17 protein-coding genes and 1 pseudogene are annotated in these 18,839 nt (G+C 66.0%); 11 read left to right on the forward strand and 7 right to left on the reverse strand.

Going from position 1 to position 18,839, the window contains the following annotated elements:
* Positions 1–61: 61 nt before the first annotated feature.
* Complete coding sequence (locus AC1RAA_RS08370) at positions 62–1,000, forward strand: LysR family transcriptional regulator (protein WP_308789331.1); 939 nt, start codon at positions 62–64, stop codon at positions 998–1,000.
* A 159-nt stretch (positions 1,001–1,159) separates the two neighbouring features.
* Here AC1RAA_RS08370 and mrdA read toward each other — a convergent pair whose 3' ends face one another.
* Entirely contained in the window at positions 1,160–3,136 is a 1,977-nt protein-coding gene (gene mrdA, locus AC1RAA_RS08375; protein ID WP_492727591.1) for a penicillin-binding protein 2, read from the reverse strand.
* Between the two features lie 99 nt (positions 3,137–3,235).
* Positions 3,236–4,348, reverse strand: coding sequence for a DUF3800 domain-containing protein (locus AC1RAA_RS08380; protein ID WP_492727592.1), 1,113 nt, complete (start codon positions 4,346–4,348; stop codon positions 3,236–3,238).
* A gap of 368 nt (positions 4,349–4,716) precedes the next feature.
* Here AC1RAA_RS08380 and AC1RAA_RS08385 point away from each other — a divergent pair, with 368 nt between their 5' ends.
* A complete protein-coding gene (locus tag AC1RAA_RS08385; RefSeq protein WP_492727593.1) occupies positions 4,717–5,367 on the forward strand; it encodes a TetR/AcrR family transcriptional regulator in 651 nt (216 codons plus the stop codon).
* Positions 5,368–5,501: 134 nt separating this feature from the next.
* Here AC1RAA_RS08385 and AC1RAA_RS08390 read toward each other — a convergent pair whose 3' ends face one another.
* Entirely contained in the window at positions 5,502–6,524 is a 1,023-nt protein-coding gene (locus tag AC1RAA_RS08390) for a leucine-rich repeat domain-containing protein (protein ID WP_492727594.1), read from the reverse strand.
* Between the two features lie 63 nt (positions 6,525–6,587).
* Positions 6,588–7,928, reverse strand: coding sequence for a UDP-glucose dehydrogenase family protein (locus AC1RAA_RS08395; protein ID WP_492727595.1), 1,341 nt, complete (start codon positions 7,926–7,928; stop codon positions 6,588–6,590).
* A gap of 96 nt (positions 7,929–8,024) precedes the next feature.
* On the opposite strand from AC1RAA_RS08395, the gene AC1RAA_RS08400 reads away from it, so the two are divergent.
* Genes AC1RAA_RS08400 through AC1RAA_RS08415 form a run of 4 tightly spaced genes read left to right on the forward strand, consistent with a single transcriptional unit; the run spans position 8,025 to position 11,944 of the window.
* Positions 8,025–9,056, forward strand: coding sequence for a glycosyltransferase family 2 protein (locus tag AC1RAA_RS08400; RefSeq protein ID WP_492727596.1), 1,032 nt, complete (start codon positions 8,025–8,027; stop codon positions 9,054–9,056).
* A complete protein-coding gene (locus AC1RAA_RS08405; RefSeq protein ID WP_492727597.1) occupies positions 9,053–10,051 on the forward strand; it encodes a hypothetical protein in 999 nt (332 codons plus the stop codon). The genes AC1RAA_RS08400 and AC1RAA_RS08405 overlap by 4 nt, the downstream gene beginning before the upstream one ends.
* Positions 10,041–10,802, forward strand: a complete 762-nt coding sequence (locus tag AC1RAA_RS08410; protein ID WP_492727598.1) for a hypothetical protein — start codon at positions 10,041–10,043, stop codon at positions 10,800–10,802. The genes AC1RAA_RS08405 and AC1RAA_RS08410 overlap by 11 nt, the downstream gene beginning before the upstream one ends.
* A gap of 8 nt (positions 10,803–10,810) precedes the next feature.
* Positions 10,811–11,944 carry a glycosyltransferase family protein gene (locus AC1RAA_RS08415; protein WP_492727599.1) on the forward strand — a complete coding sequence of 378 codons (1,134 nt, stop codon included), beginning with the start codon at positions 10,811–10,813 and terminating at the stop codon, positions 11,942–11,944.
* 69 nt (positions 11,945–12,013) lie between these two features.
* Here the strand turns inward: AC1RAA_RS08415 and AC1RAA_RS08420 are convergent, their stop codons facing one another.
* Positions 12,014–12,955: a DMT family transporter gene (locus AC1RAA_RS08420; protein WP_492727600.1), complete on the reverse strand. Its 942-nt coding sequence runs from the start codon at positions 12,953–12,955 to the stop codon at positions 12,014–12,016.
* Positions 12,956–13,091: 136 nt separating this feature from the next.
* Between AC1RAA_RS08420 and AC1RAA_RS08425 the strand changes: the two genes are divergently transcribed.
* Entirely contained in the window at positions 13,092–13,679 is a 588-nt protein-coding gene (locus tag AC1RAA_RS08425) for a TetR/AcrR family transcriptional regulator (protein ID WP_492727601.1), read from the forward strand.
* A gap of 340 nt (positions 13,680–14,019) precedes the next feature.
* Positions 14,020–14,982 carry a homocysteine S-methyltransferase family protein gene (locus tag AC1RAA_RS08430; RefSeq protein WP_492727602.1) on the forward strand — a complete coding sequence of 321 codons (963 nt, stop codon included), beginning with the start codon at positions 14,020–14,022 and terminating at the stop codon, positions 14,980–14,982.
* 442 nt (positions 14,983–15,424) lie between these two features.
* On the opposite strand, the gene AC1RAA_RS08435 is transcribed toward AC1RAA_RS08430, so the two are convergent.
* Positions 15,425–15,637: a hypothetical protein gene (locus AC1RAA_RS08435; RefSeq protein WP_062472154.1), complete on the reverse strand. Its 213-nt coding sequence runs from the start codon at positions 15,635–15,637 to the stop codon at positions 15,425–15,427.
* A gap of 584 nt (positions 15,638–16,221) precedes the next feature.
* On the opposite strand from AC1RAA_RS08435, the pseudogene AC1RAA_RS08440 reads away from it, so the two are divergent.
* Positions 16,222–16,963, forward strand: a pseudogene (locus tag AC1RAA_RS08440) (Crp/Fnr family transcriptional regulator).
* 114 nt (positions 16,964–17,077) lie between these two features.
* Positions 17,078–17,785: a Crp/Fnr family transcriptional regulator gene (locus AC1RAA_RS08445; protein ID WP_492727603.1), complete on the forward strand. Its 708-nt coding sequence runs from the start codon at positions 17,078–17,080 to the stop codon at positions 17,783–17,785.
* A gap of 19 nt (positions 17,786–17,804) precedes the next feature.
* On the opposite strand, the gene AC1RAA_RS08450 is transcribed toward AC1RAA_RS08445, so the two are convergent.
* On the reverse strand, positions 17,805–18,065 hold the full coding sequence (locus tag AC1RAA_RS08450) for a DUF1488 family protein (protein WP_492727604.1): 261 nt from the start codon (positions 18,063–18,065) through the stop codon (positions 17,805–17,807).
* Positions 18,066–18,376: 311 nt separating this feature from the next.
* On the opposite strand from AC1RAA_RS08450, the gene AC1RAA_RS08455 reads away from it, so the two are divergent.
* Positions 18,377–18,667 (forward strand): hypothetical protein, encoded by a 291-nt coding sequence (locus AC1RAA_RS08455; RefSeq protein WP_157755132.1) that lies wholly within the window; start codon positions 18,377–18,379, stop codon positions 18,665–18,667.
* The last annotated feature ends 172 nt before the right edge of the window (positions 18,668–18,839 follow it).

Here is an 18,839-nt window from a genome sequence, read left to right on the forward strand (position 1 = left end):
TGTTTTTCACATATACCAAGGGGGAACCCGCAGTGCATGAAGTCCCACCGGCAGAACGAACATGATGTCGTTCAAGCAACTTGAGGCGATCTATTGGGTGGTCAAGCTTGGCGGCTTCTCGCAGGCCGCGGAGAAGCTTCACACCACGCAGTCGGCGATCTCGCGGCGAGTCCAGGAACTGGAGAGCCTCCTGGACACTTCACTGTTTGACCGCTCTTCACGCGCCGCCCGATTGACGGAGAAGGGGCAGCAGACCTTTGCGATCGCAAAGCGGCTTCTGGCTCAGCGCGACGAAGCGATGGAGCAGCTTGCACAGGCACAGGTGGTCGAGCGCAGACTGCGGATCGGCCTCACCGAACTCACCGCAATGACCTGGTTCCCGCGGCTGGTGGGCATGATGCAGGTCCATCACCCCCGCGTTGTGCTGGAGCCCGACGTCGACGGCAGCGTGACCATTCGCAAGAGACTCCTGGCCGACGAGATCGATCTTGCGATCGTTCCCGACGCGGAAGACGACAGCCGGATCACCAAGAAAGCCATCGGCAAGGTGGTCAGCGCCTGGATGTGCAAGCCCGGCATGCTGCCTGCGGACAGGACGTTGCGCCTCCACGAGCTGGCCTCGCATCGAATCCTGACCCAGGGCAGCCGCTCGGGGGCGGGCCTCGCCTCGGAGAACTGGTTCAAGTCCTTCGGCCTCACCCCGAAGCAATCGCTGCCCAGCAACAGCATCATTGCCATCATCGGCATGACGGTTTCTGGAATCGGGATCAGTCCCCTTCCTCGTGATTGCCTCGCTCCGATGGTCGACCTGGGTTTGCTGCAACCCATCAAGGTCACGCCGGCAATCCCCGACATCACCTACGTCGCAATGAGCAGGAGCGAGCAGCGAAGCACGTTGATCGACTCCACGGTGCTGCTTGCGCAGGAATGCTGCGACTTCACGCAGGTTTTCCAACCCGGCGCCATCCCCGCCGACGCCCCGGCGCCCCCCAGCTATTGATCGGACTTCGGGAAGCCGCGACGAACCCCGACGTCACCTTGCGCGTGTGGGAAGACGGCGAGCACACGATCTACAACCACGCGGCGCAGCGGACTGCCTTCGTGGCGGACTGGTTTGCCCCGGCGGCTCGCGCCGGGTTGAGGCTTCGCCCCCAGCCCCTCAAAGCACCCCAGCCTCATCCCCCTGCGCACCGTCGTCCAGCACCGGCACCTCGCTGGCCACCAGCGGTTGGCCGATGGGCGCGCCGGCCTTCCCCACCTGGACCGCCGCCATGTCGGCGTCGTTCGGGTACTGCCCTGCAATCCAGTAGTCGAACACCCGCCGCACGATCGGCGCCGCGTGCGCCGCGCCGAAGCCCGCGTTCTCGACGATCGCGGCCACCGCGATGGTCGGGTCTTCGGCCGGGGCGAACGCCATGTACAGCGCGTGGTCGCGCTGGCGCGCCTCCAGGGCCTTGCCGCTCGCGCGCGCCTTCGGGCTCAGGCCCACGGCCTGCGAGGTGCCGGTCTTGCCGGCCGAGGTGTACGCGGCGCCCGCGAACACGCGCGTGCCGGTGCCGCCCTTGGTGACCGCCACCATCGCGTCGCGCACCACCTCGACGTGCTTGCGCGCATAGCCCAGGTCCTGGGCCGGCGGCTGGACCTGCCGCACCACCTCGCCGGTCGCCGTGTCGCGGATGGCCCGCACCAGGTGCGGCTGGTAGCGCACGCCGCCGTTGGCCAGCGTGGCGTTGGCCGAGGCCAGCTGCAGCATCGTGAAGCTGTTGTAGCCCTGGCCGATGCCCAGTGAAATCGTCTCGCCCGGGTGCCAGGTCTTCATGTCGACGCGCCGGTAGGCCGCGCGCTTCCACGCCCGGCTGGGCAGCACGCCGCGCGACTCGCCCTGCAGGTCGATGCCGGTGAACTGCCCGAAGCCCAGGGGCGCCATGAAGTCGTGGATCAGGTCCACGCCCATCTCGGCGGCCAGCGAATAGAAATACGTGTTGCTCGAGAACTGGATGGCGCGGTGCATGTCGACACCACCCAGCCCGCCCCGGTGGCTGCGGAAGGTGCGCCCGCCGAAGTTGTAGAAGCCCGGGTCGTTCTCCACCTTGTCGGCGCTGCGCTTGCCGGTCTGCAGCGCCGCCATCGCCATGAAGGGCTTGTAGGTGGAACCCGGGGGGTAGGTGCCGCGCAGCGCGCGGTTCAGCAGCGGGTTGTCGGGCGACTCGGTCAGCGCCTTCCAGTTCTCGGTGTCGATGCCCTCGACGAACAGGTTGGGGTCGAAGGTGGGCTTGCTCACGAAGGCCAGCACCTCGCCGGTCTTGGGGTCGATGGCGACCAGCGCGCCCCGGCGCTCGCCGAACATGTCTTCCACGAGCTTTTGCAGCTTGATGTCGAGCGACAGCATCACCGTCTGCCCCGGCCTGGCGGGGTGGCGGGACAGGCGGCGCACCGCGTGCCCGCCGGCCGAGGTTTCCATCTGCTCCACGCCGGTCTGGCCGTGCAGCGCCTTTTCGTAGCTCTGCTCGATGCCGACCTTGCCGATGTAGTCGGTGCCCCGGTAGTTGGCGCGCTCGTCTTCCTCCCAGTCGTCCATCGCGGTCTTCTCGCGCTGGTTGATGCGGCCGATGTAGCCGATCACGTGCGCGCCCACCTCGCCGTGCGGGTAGGTGCGAAACAGCCGCGCCCTGATTTCCACGCCGGGAAAGCGGTAGCGCTGCGCCGCGAAGCGCGCCACCTCTTCATCGCTCAGGCGGGTGCGGATGGGCAGGGAGTCGAAGCTGCGCGAATCCTCGCGCAGGCGCTGGAAGCGACGGCGGTCCCTGGGCGTCACTTCGAGCAGCTCGCCCAGCTCGTCGACGACGGTGGCGATGTCGCCCACCTTCGACGGCGTGATCTCCAGCGTGTAGGCGGCGTAGTTGGACGCCAGCACCACGCCGTTGCGGTCCAGGATCTGGCCGCGGTTGGGAACCACGGGGACGATCGCGGTGCGATTGCTCTCGGCCCGGTCCGCCAGCGTTTCATGGCGCACCACCTGCAGGTAGACCAGCCGCGCGCCGATCAGTCCGAATCCGAACAACACCGCACAACCGACCACCACCACACGGCGGCGAAAAAGAGCGAGCTCGGCGGCGGCATTGCGGATTTCATTCATCGGGCGAAACGGGGTGGGGAAAGAAGCGGAGAAGCCAGATAGGAGGCCCTGCGCTCCCGAAGGTTCCGCGTCGGCGGTCGACGAAACGCGATCGTCCGCTCAGGCCCACGCCTCTTCGGCACCGATGCGAACCTGGCGGGTCGGCACCACCTGCTTGAGGCCGTACCCCGTGCGCTCGTCGCCTTCGGAGATCAGCCGCATCATGGCCTCGCGCAGTTCGGGACACACGCCTGTGCCTGCGTGCAGGTCGCGAAAGAACCGCATCGTGGCGCCCGCCACCACCTCGGCCATCTGCACGCCCGCCGCTTCGTGCAACTGCCTGAAATCGAGCGCGGCCACTTCTTCGAAGCGATGGTCGGACGGAGGCGTGCACAGCAGCTCCATCGCACGGTCCGGTCCTTCGGCCACGGCCTTCCCCTGACCCAGGATGCGCTGCACCTCGAAATTCTGGTCGTGCACCAGCCGGACATCGGCCAGGCAGTGCCGGTAGTAGAGGTGGATCCGCGCGTAGATGCGCATGAACGACGTCAGGTTCGGCAGCGTCCAGGCCTGTGTCGACGACGTGTTGAGCTCGGGCGGCGGAAGAAACTCCAGCCAGGGCTGGTGCTGGGCCTCGCTCAGCGCGTGGTACTCGGTGTTCGCCGCTTCGACGATGCGGCCGAACCCCTTGGCGACCTGCGCCGTGGCCTCTTCGTCCTCCTCGGCGGTGTGCGTGGCCAGGTCGCGCAGGCTGGCAAACGATGCGTGAAGCGTCCCGGCCTCCGGCGTCAGGCAGGACGCAACGAAGCTGTCCAGCACATGCGCATCGGCATGGGCGTGCAGGAAATCCGCGACGGCGTTCCTGAGAAAGTCGAGCCGCATCGACTCGGGGTAGCCCAGGCAGGACGGCAGCAACTGGAACGACGTGATGCAGGTGCAGATGAAGTAGCGCTTGTCGACCAGCTCGACGAAAAGCGGTGCCCGCCGGTCGAGCAAGGCGTGGATCACGGCCGCGGAGAACTCCGGCCTGGATGCCAGCGATCTGGCACCGGGTTCGCCCGCGGGAATGCGATGGCGATCGCGCAACGCCTGGAGGCGTGCATTCCACTCCTCTTCGTCCTGCAGCCCGACGCCCGCCAATGCAAAGTAGGGTTGCCGCTTGAAGTCGTAGCCCGTGCCGCTGTCGACCATGTCACCGCTGTGGCCGCTTTCGTCGATGTAGATGGTGGTCATGGTGCGGGGCGAACGCCTCGCGTCGGGTCTCCCTTCGCCCTCGCGGGGTGGTGCGGGACGTCGGCGGGACGAAGCGCCTTCAGCTCTCCATCGATGCCGAGCAGATCGTTCGGGACGAAGCGCAGTTCGCGCAAGGGTGCTTTGTAGGTCGCAGAAGGTGACATGCAAGAATGACGAGTGCGCGCGTTGGCCTTGGGTTGAAGTGAGGTTCGGGGCTTGCGGCCGCCGGCTGCCTTGGGTTGAAAGAAGTCTAGGAAATCGACCGGGCAGGCATGTTCAGTTTTCGGGACGCGCCCCGAGGCCTTGATTTCCCTCTGCAACGAGGCCCTCCTCCTTGCGTGCGCCGTCCCGGTGTTCGCTTTTCAGCCATGACGACCGCCCTCAAACCCCGACGCAAGCCCTCCCAGTCACGCGCCTGGATGACCTCCATCGCCATCCAGGACGCGTTCGTGCTCCTGCTGCTGGAAAAGGGCTACGAAAAGACGTCGATGCGCGACATCGCCAACGTGGCCGGCGTCAGCGTCGGCGGCGTCTACCAGTACTTCCCCGGCAAGGAAGCGGTCGCGGCCATGACCGTGCGCACCTGGGTGCGCAAGCTCTCGACCGCGCTGTCCAGCGCGGTGGACGACGTCGTCCAGGCGGAAGGCAAACGCACGCTGAGCGAGATCACGCGTCTGCTGGCGCAGACCCAGGTGCACACGATGCTCGAGGGCGGCGGGCGCTGGCGGGTGCTGAGCTCCATCGAGCGCCGCGTCTCGCCGCAGCTCGTCTACAACCGCCTGTACCAGCACAACGTCAACCTCTTCGGCAAGGCACTGACGAGCGCGGTGGACTGGCCCGAAGGGCTGCACGATGCGCGCGTGGCCTTCGGCGCCTACACCGTCGTCGATGCGCTGGTGAAGCAGACGCTGCTGGTGAGCGCCGTGTTGCCGAGCGCGGACATCATGGTTCAGGAGGTCCTGCTGGCATTGGACGGGTATCTGCAAGCCGTGCGCCAAAGCCACGCGCGCCAGGAATGAGCGCTGGCCCGAATATGCGAGTGGGGGTGCCCAAGCCGGTCAGTGCGGCCATGCTCATGCAGGCCGTCTCCGAATTGATGAGTACAGGCGTCACCTCGCAGTTCAATGCGACGACCACGCCAAGGGTCGTGATGTCACCGCCACCAGCCGCCATCGTCCCACAGGCCTGATTCCTCGATCGCCTGTCGCGCGAGCTTGTGCTCGCGAGCGCTTTTCAACCCCACCATCAGGCGCCTCAGAGGGCCGGGCTGACTCAGGAGACTCTGGATGTCACCGTGCGCCAGCGCTGGCATCTGAAACGTGGCCAGGCTTTCGAGCGCCGGTGCAGAGGCCACCCACCTCAGGTCCTTCAGCCCCACGTTGTTGAGGACGATCAGCGCCAGACCCTTGAGCGCAGCCAACGAGGGCAAGCTGGCAAGGTGTGGCTGATCTTGCGCGGTCAACCTTTGCAGCGTCTCCAGTTGGCTGACGACCGACAGGTCCGACAAATCCTTGATCCGCAGCAGTGCCAGGTGTCTCAGGGCACTCAGGCCCGCAAGCGTGTCCAGGTTCTGCGCGCTTCCGAATCCCAGTTGAAGCGTATGCAGGTGGGGCAGATGCCGTAGAAAGACCAGGTTCGACAGAGGCATCCCCATGAGGGACACCTCATTCAAGGTCGACAGCTTTCCAATCACCTCGAGGCCTCGCGTGTGGCCGGCAACAACGAGTTGTCTCAGACGGGAAAAGCGCTCCAGCCCGAAAAGATCGGTCTTCTTCGTTTTCGTCTTGCCGATTCTGAGTCTTTGCAGGTCTGTGGGCACTGCGCTCAACACATCCAGTGAATCTGCTTCGTACACATCAAAGACGAACTCCTTCAGCTTCGGCAAGGCTTCTACGGCACGTGCATTGCTGACCCGGGTGAGGCAGTCAAGGCTCAACCTTTCGACATGGGGCATGAGCCTCAGGCTAGAGAGATCGCACACGCGCGCGTAGCTTCCATACATCCGCCATGTGACGTCCGGCCGATCCCTGAAGAGTTCTTCGTTCAGGATTTCCAGCAGCGAAGGCGGCACCTCCTGTGCGGCGGCAAATTGCAGGATGGACACCTCGCCGTTTGCGGCCAGTTGCCGGACCTGTTTTCTTGTCCAATCAAGCTTCAGTTCGATTCGTTCCGACATGGGGTTGACGTTTTCAATGGATCAAAAGCCGGCGAGTGACCGGCATGCGCTGCCGACGACGATTCAGCGCCGCACTGACCGGCCGCGCCCGATGCCGTAGTACGCGATGCCGGCGGCTTCGACTTCGGCGGCGTCGTAGAGGTTGCGGCCGTCGAAGATCGCGGGCGCCTTCAATGTGCTGGCGATGCGCGCCAGGTCGGGGCGGCGGAACACGGGCCATTCGGTCACGAGCGCCAGCACGTCGGCGCCCTGCAATGCGTCTTCGGGCGTGTCGCACCAGCGCACGTCGGCGCGCTCGCCGACGATGGCGCGTGCATTCGGCATCGCCGCCGGGTCGTGCACCTGCACGTGCGCGCCCGCCGCCCACAGGCGCTCCAGCAGCACGAGGCTCGGCGCATCGCGCATGTCGTCGGTGTCGGGCTTGAAGGCCAGGCCCCAGAGGGCGACGGTCTTGTTCGCGATGTGGCCTTCGAAGTAATGCGTCATCAGGTCGAAGAGGCGCCCCTTCTGCTCGTGGTTCGCGGTCTCGACGGCCGCGAGGAGGCGCAGCGGCTGCCCTTCGCGATCGGCCGCATGCCGCAGCGCCCGCACGTCCTTCGCCAGGCACGAGCCGCCATAGCCCGCGCCCGCTTGCAGGAAGTCGGGGCCGATGCGCCGGTCCGAGCCGATGCCGCGGCGCACCATCTCGATGTCGGCGCCCGCATGCTCGGCCACGCGCGCCATCTCGTTCATGAAGCTGATGCGGGTCGCGAGCATCGCGTTGGCGGCGTACTTGGTGAGCTCGGCGGAGCGCCGGTCCATCACCAGCAGCTGCTTCGCCGGGTCGCGCACGAAGGGTTCGTAGAGCCGTGTCAGCAGGTCGATGGCCGCGGGGTCGGTCGCACCGATCACCACACGGTCGGGCTGGCGGCAATCGCGCACGGCCGAGCCCTCGCGCAGGAACTCGGGGTTCACGGCCACCGCGACGCGATGTGCCGCACCGCGCTGCGAAAGCGCCGCGCGCAGCACGGCCTCGACCTGCTCCGCGGTGCCGACCGGTGCGGTGGACTTGCAGACGACCACGGCGTCGCGGTCCCGGTGCTGGCCGATGCTGCGGGCCACGGCCATCACATGCCGCAGGTCGACATCGCCTTGCGCATCGGCCGGCGTGTTGACCACGATGAAGAGCACGTCGCCATGCAGGCTCGCCGCGCGCTCGTCGGCCGTGAAGCGCAACCGCCCTGCCGCAAGGCCTTGTGACACCAGCGCCTCCAGCCCCGGCTCGTGCAGCGGCATTCGGCCCTGCTGCAGCCCCTCGATGCGGCCGGCATCGGCATCCGCGCACAGCACCTCATGCCCCGCTTCGGCCATGCAGGCAGCGAAGCTGAGGCCCACATAACCGGCGCCGAAGATGGCGAGCTTCATGCGCAAGCCCCTCCCTTCAGGCACTGGCAGCGGCGGCGGTTGTGAGATAAAAGCAGGATGCAAGCCTTCAAAACAATGTCCCGACAGGAAAATTCGATGATGCCCGATCAAGTTGCCGCGCGTTGCGCGCTGGTCCTGGAGACCAACAACCTGCGCGGCGGAGCGGATGCCGAAGCCGCCGCAAGCACCAGCCTGCAGCGCCTGGTCGCCCTGTTGGCGAAACAGAAGCTGCCGATCACGGCCCTGGCCCAGGTGGTCATCACGCACGACGGGCTGAGCGCCGCATCGTGCGAGGCCGTCACGGCGCTGGCGGGCCGCCCGATCGACTTCGTGCGCATCGATGCCGCCACCGGCTACTACGACGCCAAGAACGTCGGCTTCGCGGCCACCGATGCGGCGCGCTGCGACCACGTGGTGTTCGCCGATGCCGATTGCCTGCCCGACGACGACTGGCTGCTGCAGATGCTCACGCCCTTCACTCGCGGCGCCGACGCGCCCGCGGTGGTGGCCGGCCGCACGAGCTACGCGGCCAGCATCGTGGGCACCGCGCTCACGACCATCGACTTCATGTACTTTCCCAACGCCGACCACGCGGGCGCGACGAGCAACTTCTACGCGAACAACGTGGCCTTTCGCCGCGACGTGTTCGAGCAGCACAGCTACCAGGCGCTCGACGGCGTCTACCGCGCGCACTGCCAGGTGTTGGGCATGCGACTGAAGGCGGCGAACGTTCCCATCCACTACGCGGCCGCGGCCCACACCGAGCACCGCCTGCCCGACACGCGCACCGAAGCGATCAAGCTGCGCTGGATGCGCGGGCAGGACACGTATTCGCTCACGCCGCATCTGCTGCGCAGCTACGTGTCGGCGCGCTGGCAGTGGCTTGCGAAGAGCGGGCCGATCGGGCCGCTGTGCGTGCTGTTCACGCGGCTGGGTTTCAGCGTGCGCGCGCTCAACCACCAGGACCTGCCGCCCCTGCGCGGCCTGCGCTGGCTCGCCGGCGTGGCGCTGATCGTGGGCTTCTCGGCCATCGACATGCTCGGCGCCTTCGCGCGCGGCATCGGCCTGCACACGACGGGCCGCACGAACGCGGACGCACAGGCGCTTTCGTACCATCGCCCGACATGAACAAGAAAAACATCCTCGGCCTTCTCGTGCTGGCCGGTGCATGCGCCGCGGCGGGCGCCGCCGACTTCACCGGGCGCGGCGTCTTCAATTTCAAGTCCGACAGCGGCTGCCCCTTCTCCGCGCTCGCGGGCCCTGCGAACGAGTGCAACCGCCTCGCGCTCGACGATGCCGACACGCGCGCCGCACTCGACAGCGCGGCGCACACCCTGCGCTTTGCGAACCCGCGCAGCTACGGCCGCAAGACCATCGTGGGCGACGTGCTGCTGCAAGGCTCCGGCCAGTCGCGCCACAGTGGCCAGCGCGTGCCGCTGACCTTCCATGCGCTGCTGAGCCGCTCGGGCAACGACTGGTTGGTGAGCAGCCACGCGCACTCGCCCGTCGGCGGCGAGTTCAGCGACATCCGCATCGACCCGTACCAGGTCGTGGTGATCGAGGGCGGTGCCGAGCGCGTGGTGCTCACGCCGGCGCAGATCGCCGAGACGCTCTCCAGGCCCTCGATCGCCGCGCGGCTCGCCAACGAATTCGTGCAGGTGCGGGACAACCGCAAAGGCGGCGCCACCGATGCGGACATCACTGTCGGGCTGGGGTTGAGCCGTGCCTCCAAGTCGGTGGCGCGCGCGCATTTCCACGCGCCTGCGGCCAAGGGCGGCGAGCTGTCCGAGGCGATGCGGCAAGGCGACTGGTCGCTCGAGCTGCAGGCGCTGAGCGGGCAGATTCCGCGCCAGGTGGTGCAGCGCGACCTGTTTCTCTATGGCCTCGAGTCGCAGTCGCTGCTGCTGCCGCTGATGCAGCGCGGCTTCCACAAGAACGAGAAGCTGGTGCTCGGTGCCGCGGGCGGCAAGGGCTACGTGCGCTACGACGGCCAGCAGCGCGAGTTCGCCGGTGCCGATGCATCGGCGCGCGCCTTCCTCCAAGGCAGTTTCATCGGCCTCGTGCTCGGTTGGCAGCAACTGCAGCCGCAGACCCCGGTGACCAAAAAAACCGATGGACGCTGACACCGCCCCGGCGAACGCGGCATTCGACTGCCTCGCACCGCCGCAACTGCGTGGCTGGCCGGCGCTGCAGGCCCGGCTGGTGCACCACATCAAGCGCGCCGCATTGCGCCAGATGCATGCGAGCCGCGCCGGCGAAGTGATGTTGCTGCGCCTGTATCTGATCGGCGAGGAATCGTCCGAGCAGGCGCTGCAGCGCGAGCTGCGCACCAGCGCGCCCGAGTGGCTCACGCGCCAGCTCGACCAGCACCTGGCCGACGAGCAACTGCATGCGCGGCTTTTCGCCGACGCCATCGTCGCGCGCGGCGGCACGGCGCAGGCGGCTGCATCGCCGGAAGCAGCGCCGAAGCCCGACTGGCTGAGCCAGCGCAAGCTCGCGCGCTGGCAGCGCCTCATCCAGCGTCATGCACCGCACTTCGCGCACGGTGGCCTCGTGCCGGCCTATGCGATCGGCCTCGCCGCCGAGCAGATGGCCTCGCGCATCCTGCAGCGCCACTGCGCGCTGATCGGCGCACGGCACGCGCTGCACCCGCTGCTCACGCGCGTGCTGGCCGACGAAGACCGCCACATCCGCCTGTGCAGTCACACGCTGCAGCGCTGCGTGGCGCCGCATGAGGAAGCAAGGCTCACGCAGCTGATGCGCGAGGTGCGCGACACCGAACGCGGCTTCGGCATCACCGGCGCGCTGGGCATGTACCTCGCGGGCGTGGCCTTGCGCCTGCGCCCCGGCCGTGCGCGGCCGGTGGCGGCCTGAGTCCGTCGATGCCGCCGCGCATCGTCTACCTCGCGACTGCGGACGCGCGCGGCCACCTGATGCGCGCGCAGCTGCTCGCGCATTCGCTGCGCGCCGCGGGCGCCAGCGTGCAGGTGCTCACCACCTCCGACGAAGGCGCGCGTTTTCTTGCCGGCTTCGGCATCGAGGCGCCTGTGCTCTCACGCCACTACGCGGTGCAGTTCGACTGCGAGCAGAACATGCTGCGCCGCGAAACCGACCGCAACGTGGCGCACTACGTGTTCCGCCCGGAGCGCATGCTGCGCGACATCCTTCGGCTGCGCGCGTGGTTCCGCGATGCGGACCTGGTGGTGAACGATTCCTTCCACCCCGCGCTGCTGTTCATGGGCTGGATGCCGGTCTGGCGGCGCAAGGTGGTGCATGTGTACGGCGCGAGCCTGCGGCATGCGCTGCAGACCAACTTCAGCGGGCGCATGCCGGCGTGGATGGCGAACATCTTCGGCCGCATCGTCGCGTGGCAGATCGACCGCAGCCGCGCGCGCATCGCGCACGATTTCGCCTACGGCGAGCCGCAGGCCGACGGACGCGGCGGCCACCGGCTCGCCACGCCGGTGGCCGTCGTAGGCGCCGACACGGAAGCGCACGACGACCTCGCACCGCAGGCCGCGGTGTACCTCAACCCGCATTTCAAGGAAGCCGCACTGGCAGACGGCCTGGAGCGCGGGCTGGCCGGGGCGCGCACGCCGGCGCACCTCGTCGGCGAAGGCTATGCGCAGCGCGCGGGCTGGCACGCGCAGGACGAACACTGGATCGAGAGGGCCGCGCGCAGCGCCTTCATCGTCTCCGCACCCGGCATGGCGGCGCTGTCGGTCGCGGCGGTGTACCGCAAGCCGATCCTGCTGCTGCTGACCGACCAGCCCGAGCAGGCGATCAATGCGCAGCGCGCCGCGCACATGGGCCTGCACCATCGCATCGTGGTGTGGCAGGGCCGCACCGAGGATTTCGCGCGGGCCGTGACGACGGCTGCCCACGAACTGATCGCGCTGGCCGGCGACGGCAGCGGTCCGCAAGCGGCGCAGAAAGGCCGCGAGGCCGCCATGGCCCGACTGCAGCACTGGACGGTGCTGCTCCACGGCCTCGCGGCTGCGCCGCCTGTTCGATGAATGAACCAGCGAGGAAGCTGCGCCCTTCGATGCAGAAACTCCTCGACGGAAATTGCCGGGTTCAGGGACTCAATGTCCCCTGGATTCAACGGGGGACGAGGATCGACGTTGCTGTATCAGCATCGCCGTCATGCCGCCTGTGACGATGACAAGCCCCGCAATGGCTGTGGCGCTGGGCCGCTCGTCAAGGACCAGCAGGGCGAGCAGCGTCGCTGCGCCGGGAACGAGTGCAGCGAACGTGGCACCGACGGCTGCGCCCAGAATCTGCACCGACTTGCTGAAAAAGAACAAGGCCACCGTGGAGACCATGACCCCCTGATAGAACGCCTGCACGCCGATGTCGCCCAGCGGCGCTTGCAACAGGTGCAGCCCGCGCGTCGCGAGGTAGGCGGGCAGGTAGATGATCATCGAGAACACCGAAACGATGGCGGTGGCGTGCAGCGCCGATGCAGAGAACTGCTTGGACGAGACGGTGTAGATGGCCCACAGCAGCCCGCCCAGCAGGAAGATCAGGTAGGCCCACGGCGAGGAGCGGGCGGCGCTGAAATTGTGGAAGCCGACCAACGCGACCCCGAGGATGATCAGCGCGATGCCCGCCGTCTCCCTGCGTGAGAGCCTGGCGCCGAGTCCCCAGGCACTGATGAGCGCCGAGAACAGGATCATGCTGCCAGGCGTGACCACGGCGAACTGCTCCACCGGCGCCATGCCGAGGCCGAAAGCGACCACCAGCATGTAGGGCGCGCCAATGCCGGCGGTCATGAGCGCGATGGCTGTCCAGCTCAGCCCCATGAGGCCTCGTCGTACGAGAAACGGCAACAGCATCACGCCCGAGACCGTGTACCGGATGCAGGTGATGTCGTAGACGTCCAAGGCCGTGTGGGTCAGCCCGAAGCGGGTCACGACCGGAAAGGCGCCCCAGATCAGGGCCGAAGCGAGTCCGAACAGCACACCCACCCATCGACGATCGATGCCGAGTTGGGAAATTGGCGGTGAGGCAGAAAGCCGAGTCATCGAGTGGGGTTCCTTCAGAACGATGGAAGTGTCTTGCCTGGCGCCGCGGGCATCGCCTGCGTGGCGGACGGACTATCATTGACAGTATTGTCAAGTTTGACGCTGTTGTCAAAAATAGAAAGCGCGAGGATTTCTCATGGCAGGAGTCAGGCAGTTCGATGAGGCCAAGGTGTTGGACGCGGTGCTGGACGTGTTCTGGCAAAAAGGCTGGCGGGCCACGTCCATGGCCGATCTGGCAGAGGCCGCCCATGTGCAGCGCGGTTCGCTCTATCACGCCTATGGCGGCAAGGAGGAGCTGTTCTTGCTGGCCTTCGAGGCGTACGCCACCAGGTTTCTGGACAACGCGCGCACAGCCCTCGACAAACCCCGTGCAGAGACGGCGTTGCGCGCCTTCTTCAAGGTCGCGATCGCCAACATGACGCAGGGCGTACCGCCTCGGGGCTGTCTCACCACGAAGACGGCAACGGAGGTCGATGGTGCAGGCCCGCGCATCCAGGAGCGGCTGCGTCAGTTGCTCGACGAACTCCAGGGCGTCGTCTCAGCCGCCATGTCGAAGGGGGATATGTCGACACAGCTGTCGCTGTCCCCCAAGGAAACCGCGCAGGTTGTCATCACATTCACCCGAGGCCTGGCAGTGATGGAGCGGGTTTATCAGAACGCGCCGTCTCTTCATCGGATGGCCGACGCGGTGATCAAGGCCTTGGTTCCGAATGTGAAGCGCTGAATGAACTGACGCCGTTGCACGGAGCCGCCGGGTGCTGGCGTCGACCGGAAAGGCTCAGCGGTTCGAGCATCGCCTGACTCCGCGCGAACAAACGGTCATGCGCTGGATGGCTGCCGGAAAGCGGCCGGCGGAAGCCTGCATCCAGCATGGGCCTTTCCGAACGCAACATCGAGAATCGCCTGCGGCGTGTCCGCCGACGACAGCCGAAGCCTGAAGGGGGAAAAGGCGCGCCGCCGGCCAAGCACTTGGCCCGCGAGGCGCTCACTGTCATCATCCGCTTCGCGGGCCCGGCGCCTTGGCGGCTGCGGCCATTCGGACACCCGAATGAGAGGAGTCAGCGATGGCAACCTACAGGAGCGCATTGCCGCAGCTCAGTGATGATTTCTTCATGACCGACGGCGGCATCGAGACCACCCTGATCTTTCTGGAGGGGCAGGAACTTCCCGACTTTGCCGCCTTTCACCTGCTCCGAACGCCGGAAGGCGAAAGAGTGCTGCGGAAGTATTTCCGGACCTACGCCGCGCTGGCCAGAAGCTTCGACGTCGGGCTGATTCTGGAAACGGCAACCTGGCGATCCAATCCAGACTGGGGAAGCAGGCTGGGCTACAGCCCCGAGGAGCTTGCGGCGGTCGACCGGCAGCTGGTGGGTCTGCTGGAGGACATCCGCGATGCCTACCAGACTCGCCGGACGCCGATCGTCATCAGCGGATGCCTTGGACCTCGCGGCGACGGCTATGTCCCGGACCGTGCCATGTCGGTGCGCGAAGCGCAGGACTACCATCGTGCGCAGGTCGAGACCTTCGCCGGCACCGCGGCCGACCTGGTGACCGCCATCACCATGAACTACGTCGAAGAGGCGTCGGGGATCGCGCTGGCCGCGAAGCAGGCGAGCATGCCCGTCGTCATTTCCTTCACGGTGGAGACCGATGGCAGGCTGCCGACGGGGCAGTCCCTGGCGGACGCCATCCAGCAGGTGGACGGCGCCACCGCGGGTTATCCGGCCTACTTCATGATCAACTGCGCCCATCCCAGCCACTTCCAGCAGGTGGTGCATGGCGACGCGCCGTGGGCCGGGCGGATTCGCGGTCTGCGCGCGAATGCCTCCAGGATGAGCCATGCCGAGTTGAACGAGGCACCCGAACTGGATGCGGGCGACCCGGTGGAGTTGGGGCAGGCCTATGCCGCGCTCAAGATGCACCGGTTGAAGCGCCTCAACGTCATGGGCGGTTGCTGCGGCACCGACGACCGCCACGTCAAACAGCTGGCAATGGCCTGCCTGCCCTTGTTCCGGGGCGTGGTCTAGCCGTTCACCCAGGGTTTGCACCCGCCCGCCCATCCGGCGATTCAGACGGCCCCTGCGTCTGCGATCCGGATCGTCGGCCGGTCGCGCCACGCGCCGATGCATCAAGCCTCGTGAAATCAACGTAGGCGCGGGCTCAGCCCCCTCTTGACGCCGGGAGCCGTGTGAACGTGGCGCTCAGATGTCGAGCACATGCCGCAGCATGTAGAGCGGCACCCGCCACGAGTGGCCGTTGCCGGTATCGACGGTGGCCGTTCTCTGATCGAGGCGCACGACGATGTGCTCGTACAGCTAGGACGGCAAGTGGAACAGCAAGGCGCCACCGGCCTGACTGAAAGGCACGCAGGCCGAGTTTTCTAGGGACGGCTTTGCGTATTAGCCCTTGAATCTACCCCCGAAAATCCCTGCTGCCATTCGCCGCCGACGTAGAGATCAATGCAGCCTCTCAGGGTTTTGAGAACTTCTTGTTGGGAAACCACCGGAAGATGTTGTCGCAGCGGTTGTTGGCGAGCCTCACGAACAGGTAGCCAGACTCTGCGTTGCCGAGCGCATCAACGGGGATTCCTGCGCCGCGAAGGGCTGCGACTTCGGCGTCCGCGTCAATGTCGAAGGGCAAGCTGAGAGTCACCGTCGCTGTGTGCACGAGAAGCTTGGCCATGCTACGGGCTCAATGCGCTTGTTCCGATGCAGCATGCCTTTTGGGCGTCACGCGCATCACGGTGGCCCGGACTGAACAGACGACTCGCCCACGTGGGCACAACCGGGGGAGCAGAGACTCAGCCTCGTTCAACCCCGCGCTGCGCAGCACTCCGCGCATTCGAGTCTCCTCCAGATCATCGGTCGGCACAGGCGGTCGCGCGCGGCAAAAGCGGCGGAGCAGATGCATAGGCATTGGATTTCCCGGGTCTGTGTTGGGCGGCAGCGTTGACTGCTGAGAACTTGCGGCCACCCAACCATGTGCCCGAAACCCACGCACCGGTCGGTGCAGGATTCGGGGCAATTGACGGCCGAACAAGCAAGTGCGCGCCAGGTTCTCGGTGTCGATTTCCGCGGGGCTCATGGCGTACATGGGGTTGCTCTCCAAAGCGAGGTTCCGGGGGCCCACGCTAGCCAGAAAGTGAGTCCCTGACTGTTCGCTGGCGCACCAAGCCCCCCCAAAAATGTCCCGGCGATTGGTACGCCAGCGCACAGACGCCGGATTTCAGTCGCAGAATCATGAAAATTTGGAAGCAGATCTCGCCCATGGCATTGCCTCCTCGTTCTTCTTCGTTGCGTCGGGCCGCTGCACACAACGAACTGCTGGATGCCATCCCTCTCGAGGTGATGGCCCGAATGGAGCCGTTCCTGGAATTGGTGCCGCTGCGTCTCGGGGAGGTGCTCTACGAGTCGGGGGTGGTGCAGCGACACGTTTTCTTCCCCGTCGATTGCATCGTCTCCCTGCTGTACGTGCTGGAGAACGGGCAGTCGGCGGAGATCGCGGTCGTCGGCTTCGAAGGCATGGTGGGCGTGTCGCTCCTGATGGGCGGAGGTAGCACCCCCAATCGTGCCGTGGTGCAAAGTGCAGGCAAGGCCTTCAGGCTGAGTGCCACCCACGTTCAGGAGCTGACGGACAAGGGGGGGGCCGTTGCTTCACCTCTTGCTGCGCTACACCCAATCGCTCATCACCCAGATGTCGCAAACGGCGGTGTGCAACCGGCATCATTCGCTCGAGCAGCAGTTGTGCCGCTGGCTGTTGTTGAGCCTGGACAGATTGCCGGGCAATGAACTGGTCATGACGCAAGAGCTGATCGCCAACATGCTCGGCGTGAGACGCGAAGGCGTGACGGAGGCGGCAGGCAAATTGCAGCGTCTGAACCTGATCAAGTACGCGCGAGGTCACATCACGGTACTCGACCGTCCGGGCCTGGAACAGCAGGTGTGTGAATGCTATGAGGTCGTGAAGCGCGAAACGGATCGGCTGCTGCCTCGCCAAGTGGCAAGCTGATTCGCCGCACCGACGGTCACGCTCGGTGCGCCGCCGCACAGACGTGAGCCATCGCATCGGCAACAATGCGGCGGGTCACGCATTTTCGCGCTGGCTCCTCTCAACAGGGGCTCTGTGACATCCCATCCGACCCGCCCCATTCACAACCGTCTGCTCGAAGTGCTGCCGCCGATGGTCAGGGCGCGTCTGCTCGAAAAATGCGAGAGCGTGCCATTGGCCGCGGCCCAGACGCTCTACGAGCCGGGCGATGCCATCCACCACATCCACTTCCCCACGAGCGCCTTTGTTTCGCTGGTTTCCACGGCGGACGGCCACGACGGCCTGCAAACAGGCTTGGTGGGCAACGAGGGCGCCTTGGGCTACGAACTGTCGCTGGGTGTTCAGAGCGCACCGTTGCGAGCGTTCGTTCAGGGCAGCGGTCTGGCCTGGCGCCTGACAGCGCAGTCCTTTGCTCAGGAACTGGAGCACAACACGATGCTCAGGCGTGTTCTCAACCGCTACGTCTGTGTGCTGCTGATGGAACTGGGTCGCTCGGGCCTGTGCAACCGCTTCCATCTGATCGAGGAGCGCCTGGCGCGCTGGCTACTGACCACGCAGGATTGCGCGCACTCCGCACACCTGGCACTGACTCATGAAGTACTGGGTCGCATGCTGGGGGTGCGCAGGGTCGGCATCACCAATGCAGCGACGGCACTGCACGAGCGTCGGCTGATCGAATACCGCCGCGGCGCCATCACGATCACGGATCGCCAGGGACTGGAAAATGTGGCGTGCGATTGCTATCGGGCCAACCAGCGCAACTACGCACGGTTGATCTCATGACAGGCGGCCTTCCTGCCATTCACATGGCAGGAACATGAAGATCGTTCTCCCGCAGCATCACCGGCTCCATGGCCCCCTGTGAGAGACGCCGCCGCACCGCAGCTTCAATCTCTTCGACATGGTGGCCGAAGGTTTCAAGCGGATCGGCGCTCTCGGATGTGTGAAAGTGATAGCGCAGCGCTTGGCTCCCGACGCTGGCACTCACGAACCGGTTGCCTTCCATGTCCACCCAGAAGCGGACGGAGCCAGAGGCATCATGAAAGTAGGGAGCATCGGACATTGCGAGAATCTTTCTTGGGGGCGGCTGTGCACTATCACACGCTTGGCGCTTCGCGCCCGTAAGACAACGGGAGTTGATCGCTCTGCAGGCCCAAGTGCTTGGCCTTTGCCATGAAATCCAGCGAGGTGACGGCCCGCCGGCATCGAGGTGCCGCTCTTGATGGGCGGGTGCTTAAGCTTCCTCTACCAGCGCCGGATGGCCGTCAACCAGATCATGGCGCGCCTTTTGTTTTCGGTCTGTGCGCCAGCGCACGGTCGAAAAATCTCCTGCGCGGTAGTGTGGCGGCTTCAACTTCTACAACGGAGGGGCCCATGACACCTTCCCAGTTCACCGCCGAGTCGCTGCTTCGGACTTACCTCAGTGGGCGCAGCATGCCGAAAATCCTTCGTGACGCCATTGTGTGGTCGATCGAAGTTCGACTGGCCAGGGGCGACACGCCAACGCTCGACGAGACGCTGCGAACTGACATCGACAACCATGCTGTAGAGCCTCCTGGGCAACCGACCGTATGTGCCTTGTTGCGTCGCTTTGGCGAGACTGAAGACACAACGCATGCGCGCAGTCGCCCAAGCCACAGAGCGTTTGGAACCTCCGTTTATTGACACGAGCGCACCGGCTGGTTCGTGTCTACTTCAGTCAGACGGCTCGAGCAGATTTGCGAGGCGGAAGTCCCCGCCGGGTCGCAAAGCCGCCCTCGATGCATATCGCCCCGAGCGGCAGCAATCAGTCTGGAGCGGGCGTACACGAAGGACAGCTATGCAGCGGAAGCGGGCG

Source organism: Variovorax sp. GW823-FHT04F07 (assembly GCF_058795995.1).

Excerpts from the sequence above, each read along its gene's own strand:
- AC1RAA_RS08370 (WP_308789331.1), top strand. The coding sequence starts at position 62 with ATGATGTCGTTCAAGCAACTTGAGGCGATCTATTGGGTGGTCAAGCTT.
- mrdA (WP_492727591.1), bottom strand. The coding sequence starts at position 3,136 with ATGAATGAAATCCGCAATGCCGCCGCCGAGCTCGCTCTTTTTCGCCGC.
- AC1RAA_RS08380 (WP_492727592.1), bottom strand. The coding sequence starts at position 4,348 with ATGACCACCATCTACATCGACGAAAGCGGCCACAGCGGTGACATGGTC.
- AC1RAA_RS08385 (WP_492727593.1), top strand. The coding sequence starts at position 4,717 with ATGACGACCGCCCTCAAACCCCGACGCAAGCCCTCCCAGTCACGCGCC.
- AC1RAA_RS08390 (WP_492727594.1), bottom strand. The coding sequence starts at position 6,524 with ATGTCGGAACGAATCGAACTGAAGCTTGATTGGACAAGAAAACAGGTC.
- AC1RAA_RS08395 (WP_492727595.1), bottom strand. The coding sequence starts at position 7,928 with ATGAAGCTCGCCATCTTCGGCGCCGGTTATGTGGGCCTCAGCTTCGCT.
- AC1RAA_RS08400 (WP_492727596.1), top strand. The coding sequence starts at position 8,025 with ATGATGCCCGATCAAGTTGCCGCGCGTTGCGCGCTGGTCCTGGAGACC.
- AC1RAA_RS08405 (WP_492727597.1), top strand. The coding sequence starts at position 9,053 with ATGAACAAGAAAAACATCCTCGGCCTTCTCGTGCTGGCCGGTGCATGC.
- AC1RAA_RS08410 (WP_492727598.1), top strand. The coding sequence starts at position 10,041 with ATGGACGCTGACACCGCCCCGGCGAACGCGGCATTCGACTGCCTCGCA.
- AC1RAA_RS08415 (WP_492727599.1), top strand. The coding sequence starts at position 10,811 with ATGCCGCCGCGCATCGTCTACCTCGCGACTGCGGACGCGCGCGGCCAC.
- AC1RAA_RS08420 (WP_492727600.1), bottom strand. The coding sequence starts at position 12,955 with ATGACTCGGCTTTCTGCCTCACCGCCAATTTCCCAACTCGGCATCGAT.
- AC1RAA_RS08425 (WP_492727601.1), top strand. The coding sequence starts at position 13,092 with ATGGCAGGAGTCAGGCAGTTCGATGAGGCCAAGGTGTTGGACGCGGTG.
- AC1RAA_RS08430 (WP_492727602.1), top strand. The coding sequence starts at position 14,020 with ATGGCAACCTACAGGAGCGCATTGCCGCAGCTCAGTGATGATTTCTTC.
- AC1RAA_RS08435 (WP_062472154.1), bottom strand. The coding sequence starts at position 15,637 with ATGGCCAAGCTTCTCGTGCACACAGCGACGGTGACTCTCAGCTTGCCC.
- AC1RAA_RS08450 (WP_492727604.1), bottom strand. The coding sequence starts at position 18,065 with ATGTCCGATGCTCCCTACTTTCATGATGCCTCTGGCTCCGTCCGCTTC.
- AC1RAA_RS08455 (WP_157755132.1), top strand. The coding sequence starts at position 18,377 with ATGACACCTTCCCAGTTCACCGCCGAGTCGCTGCTTCGGACTTACCTC.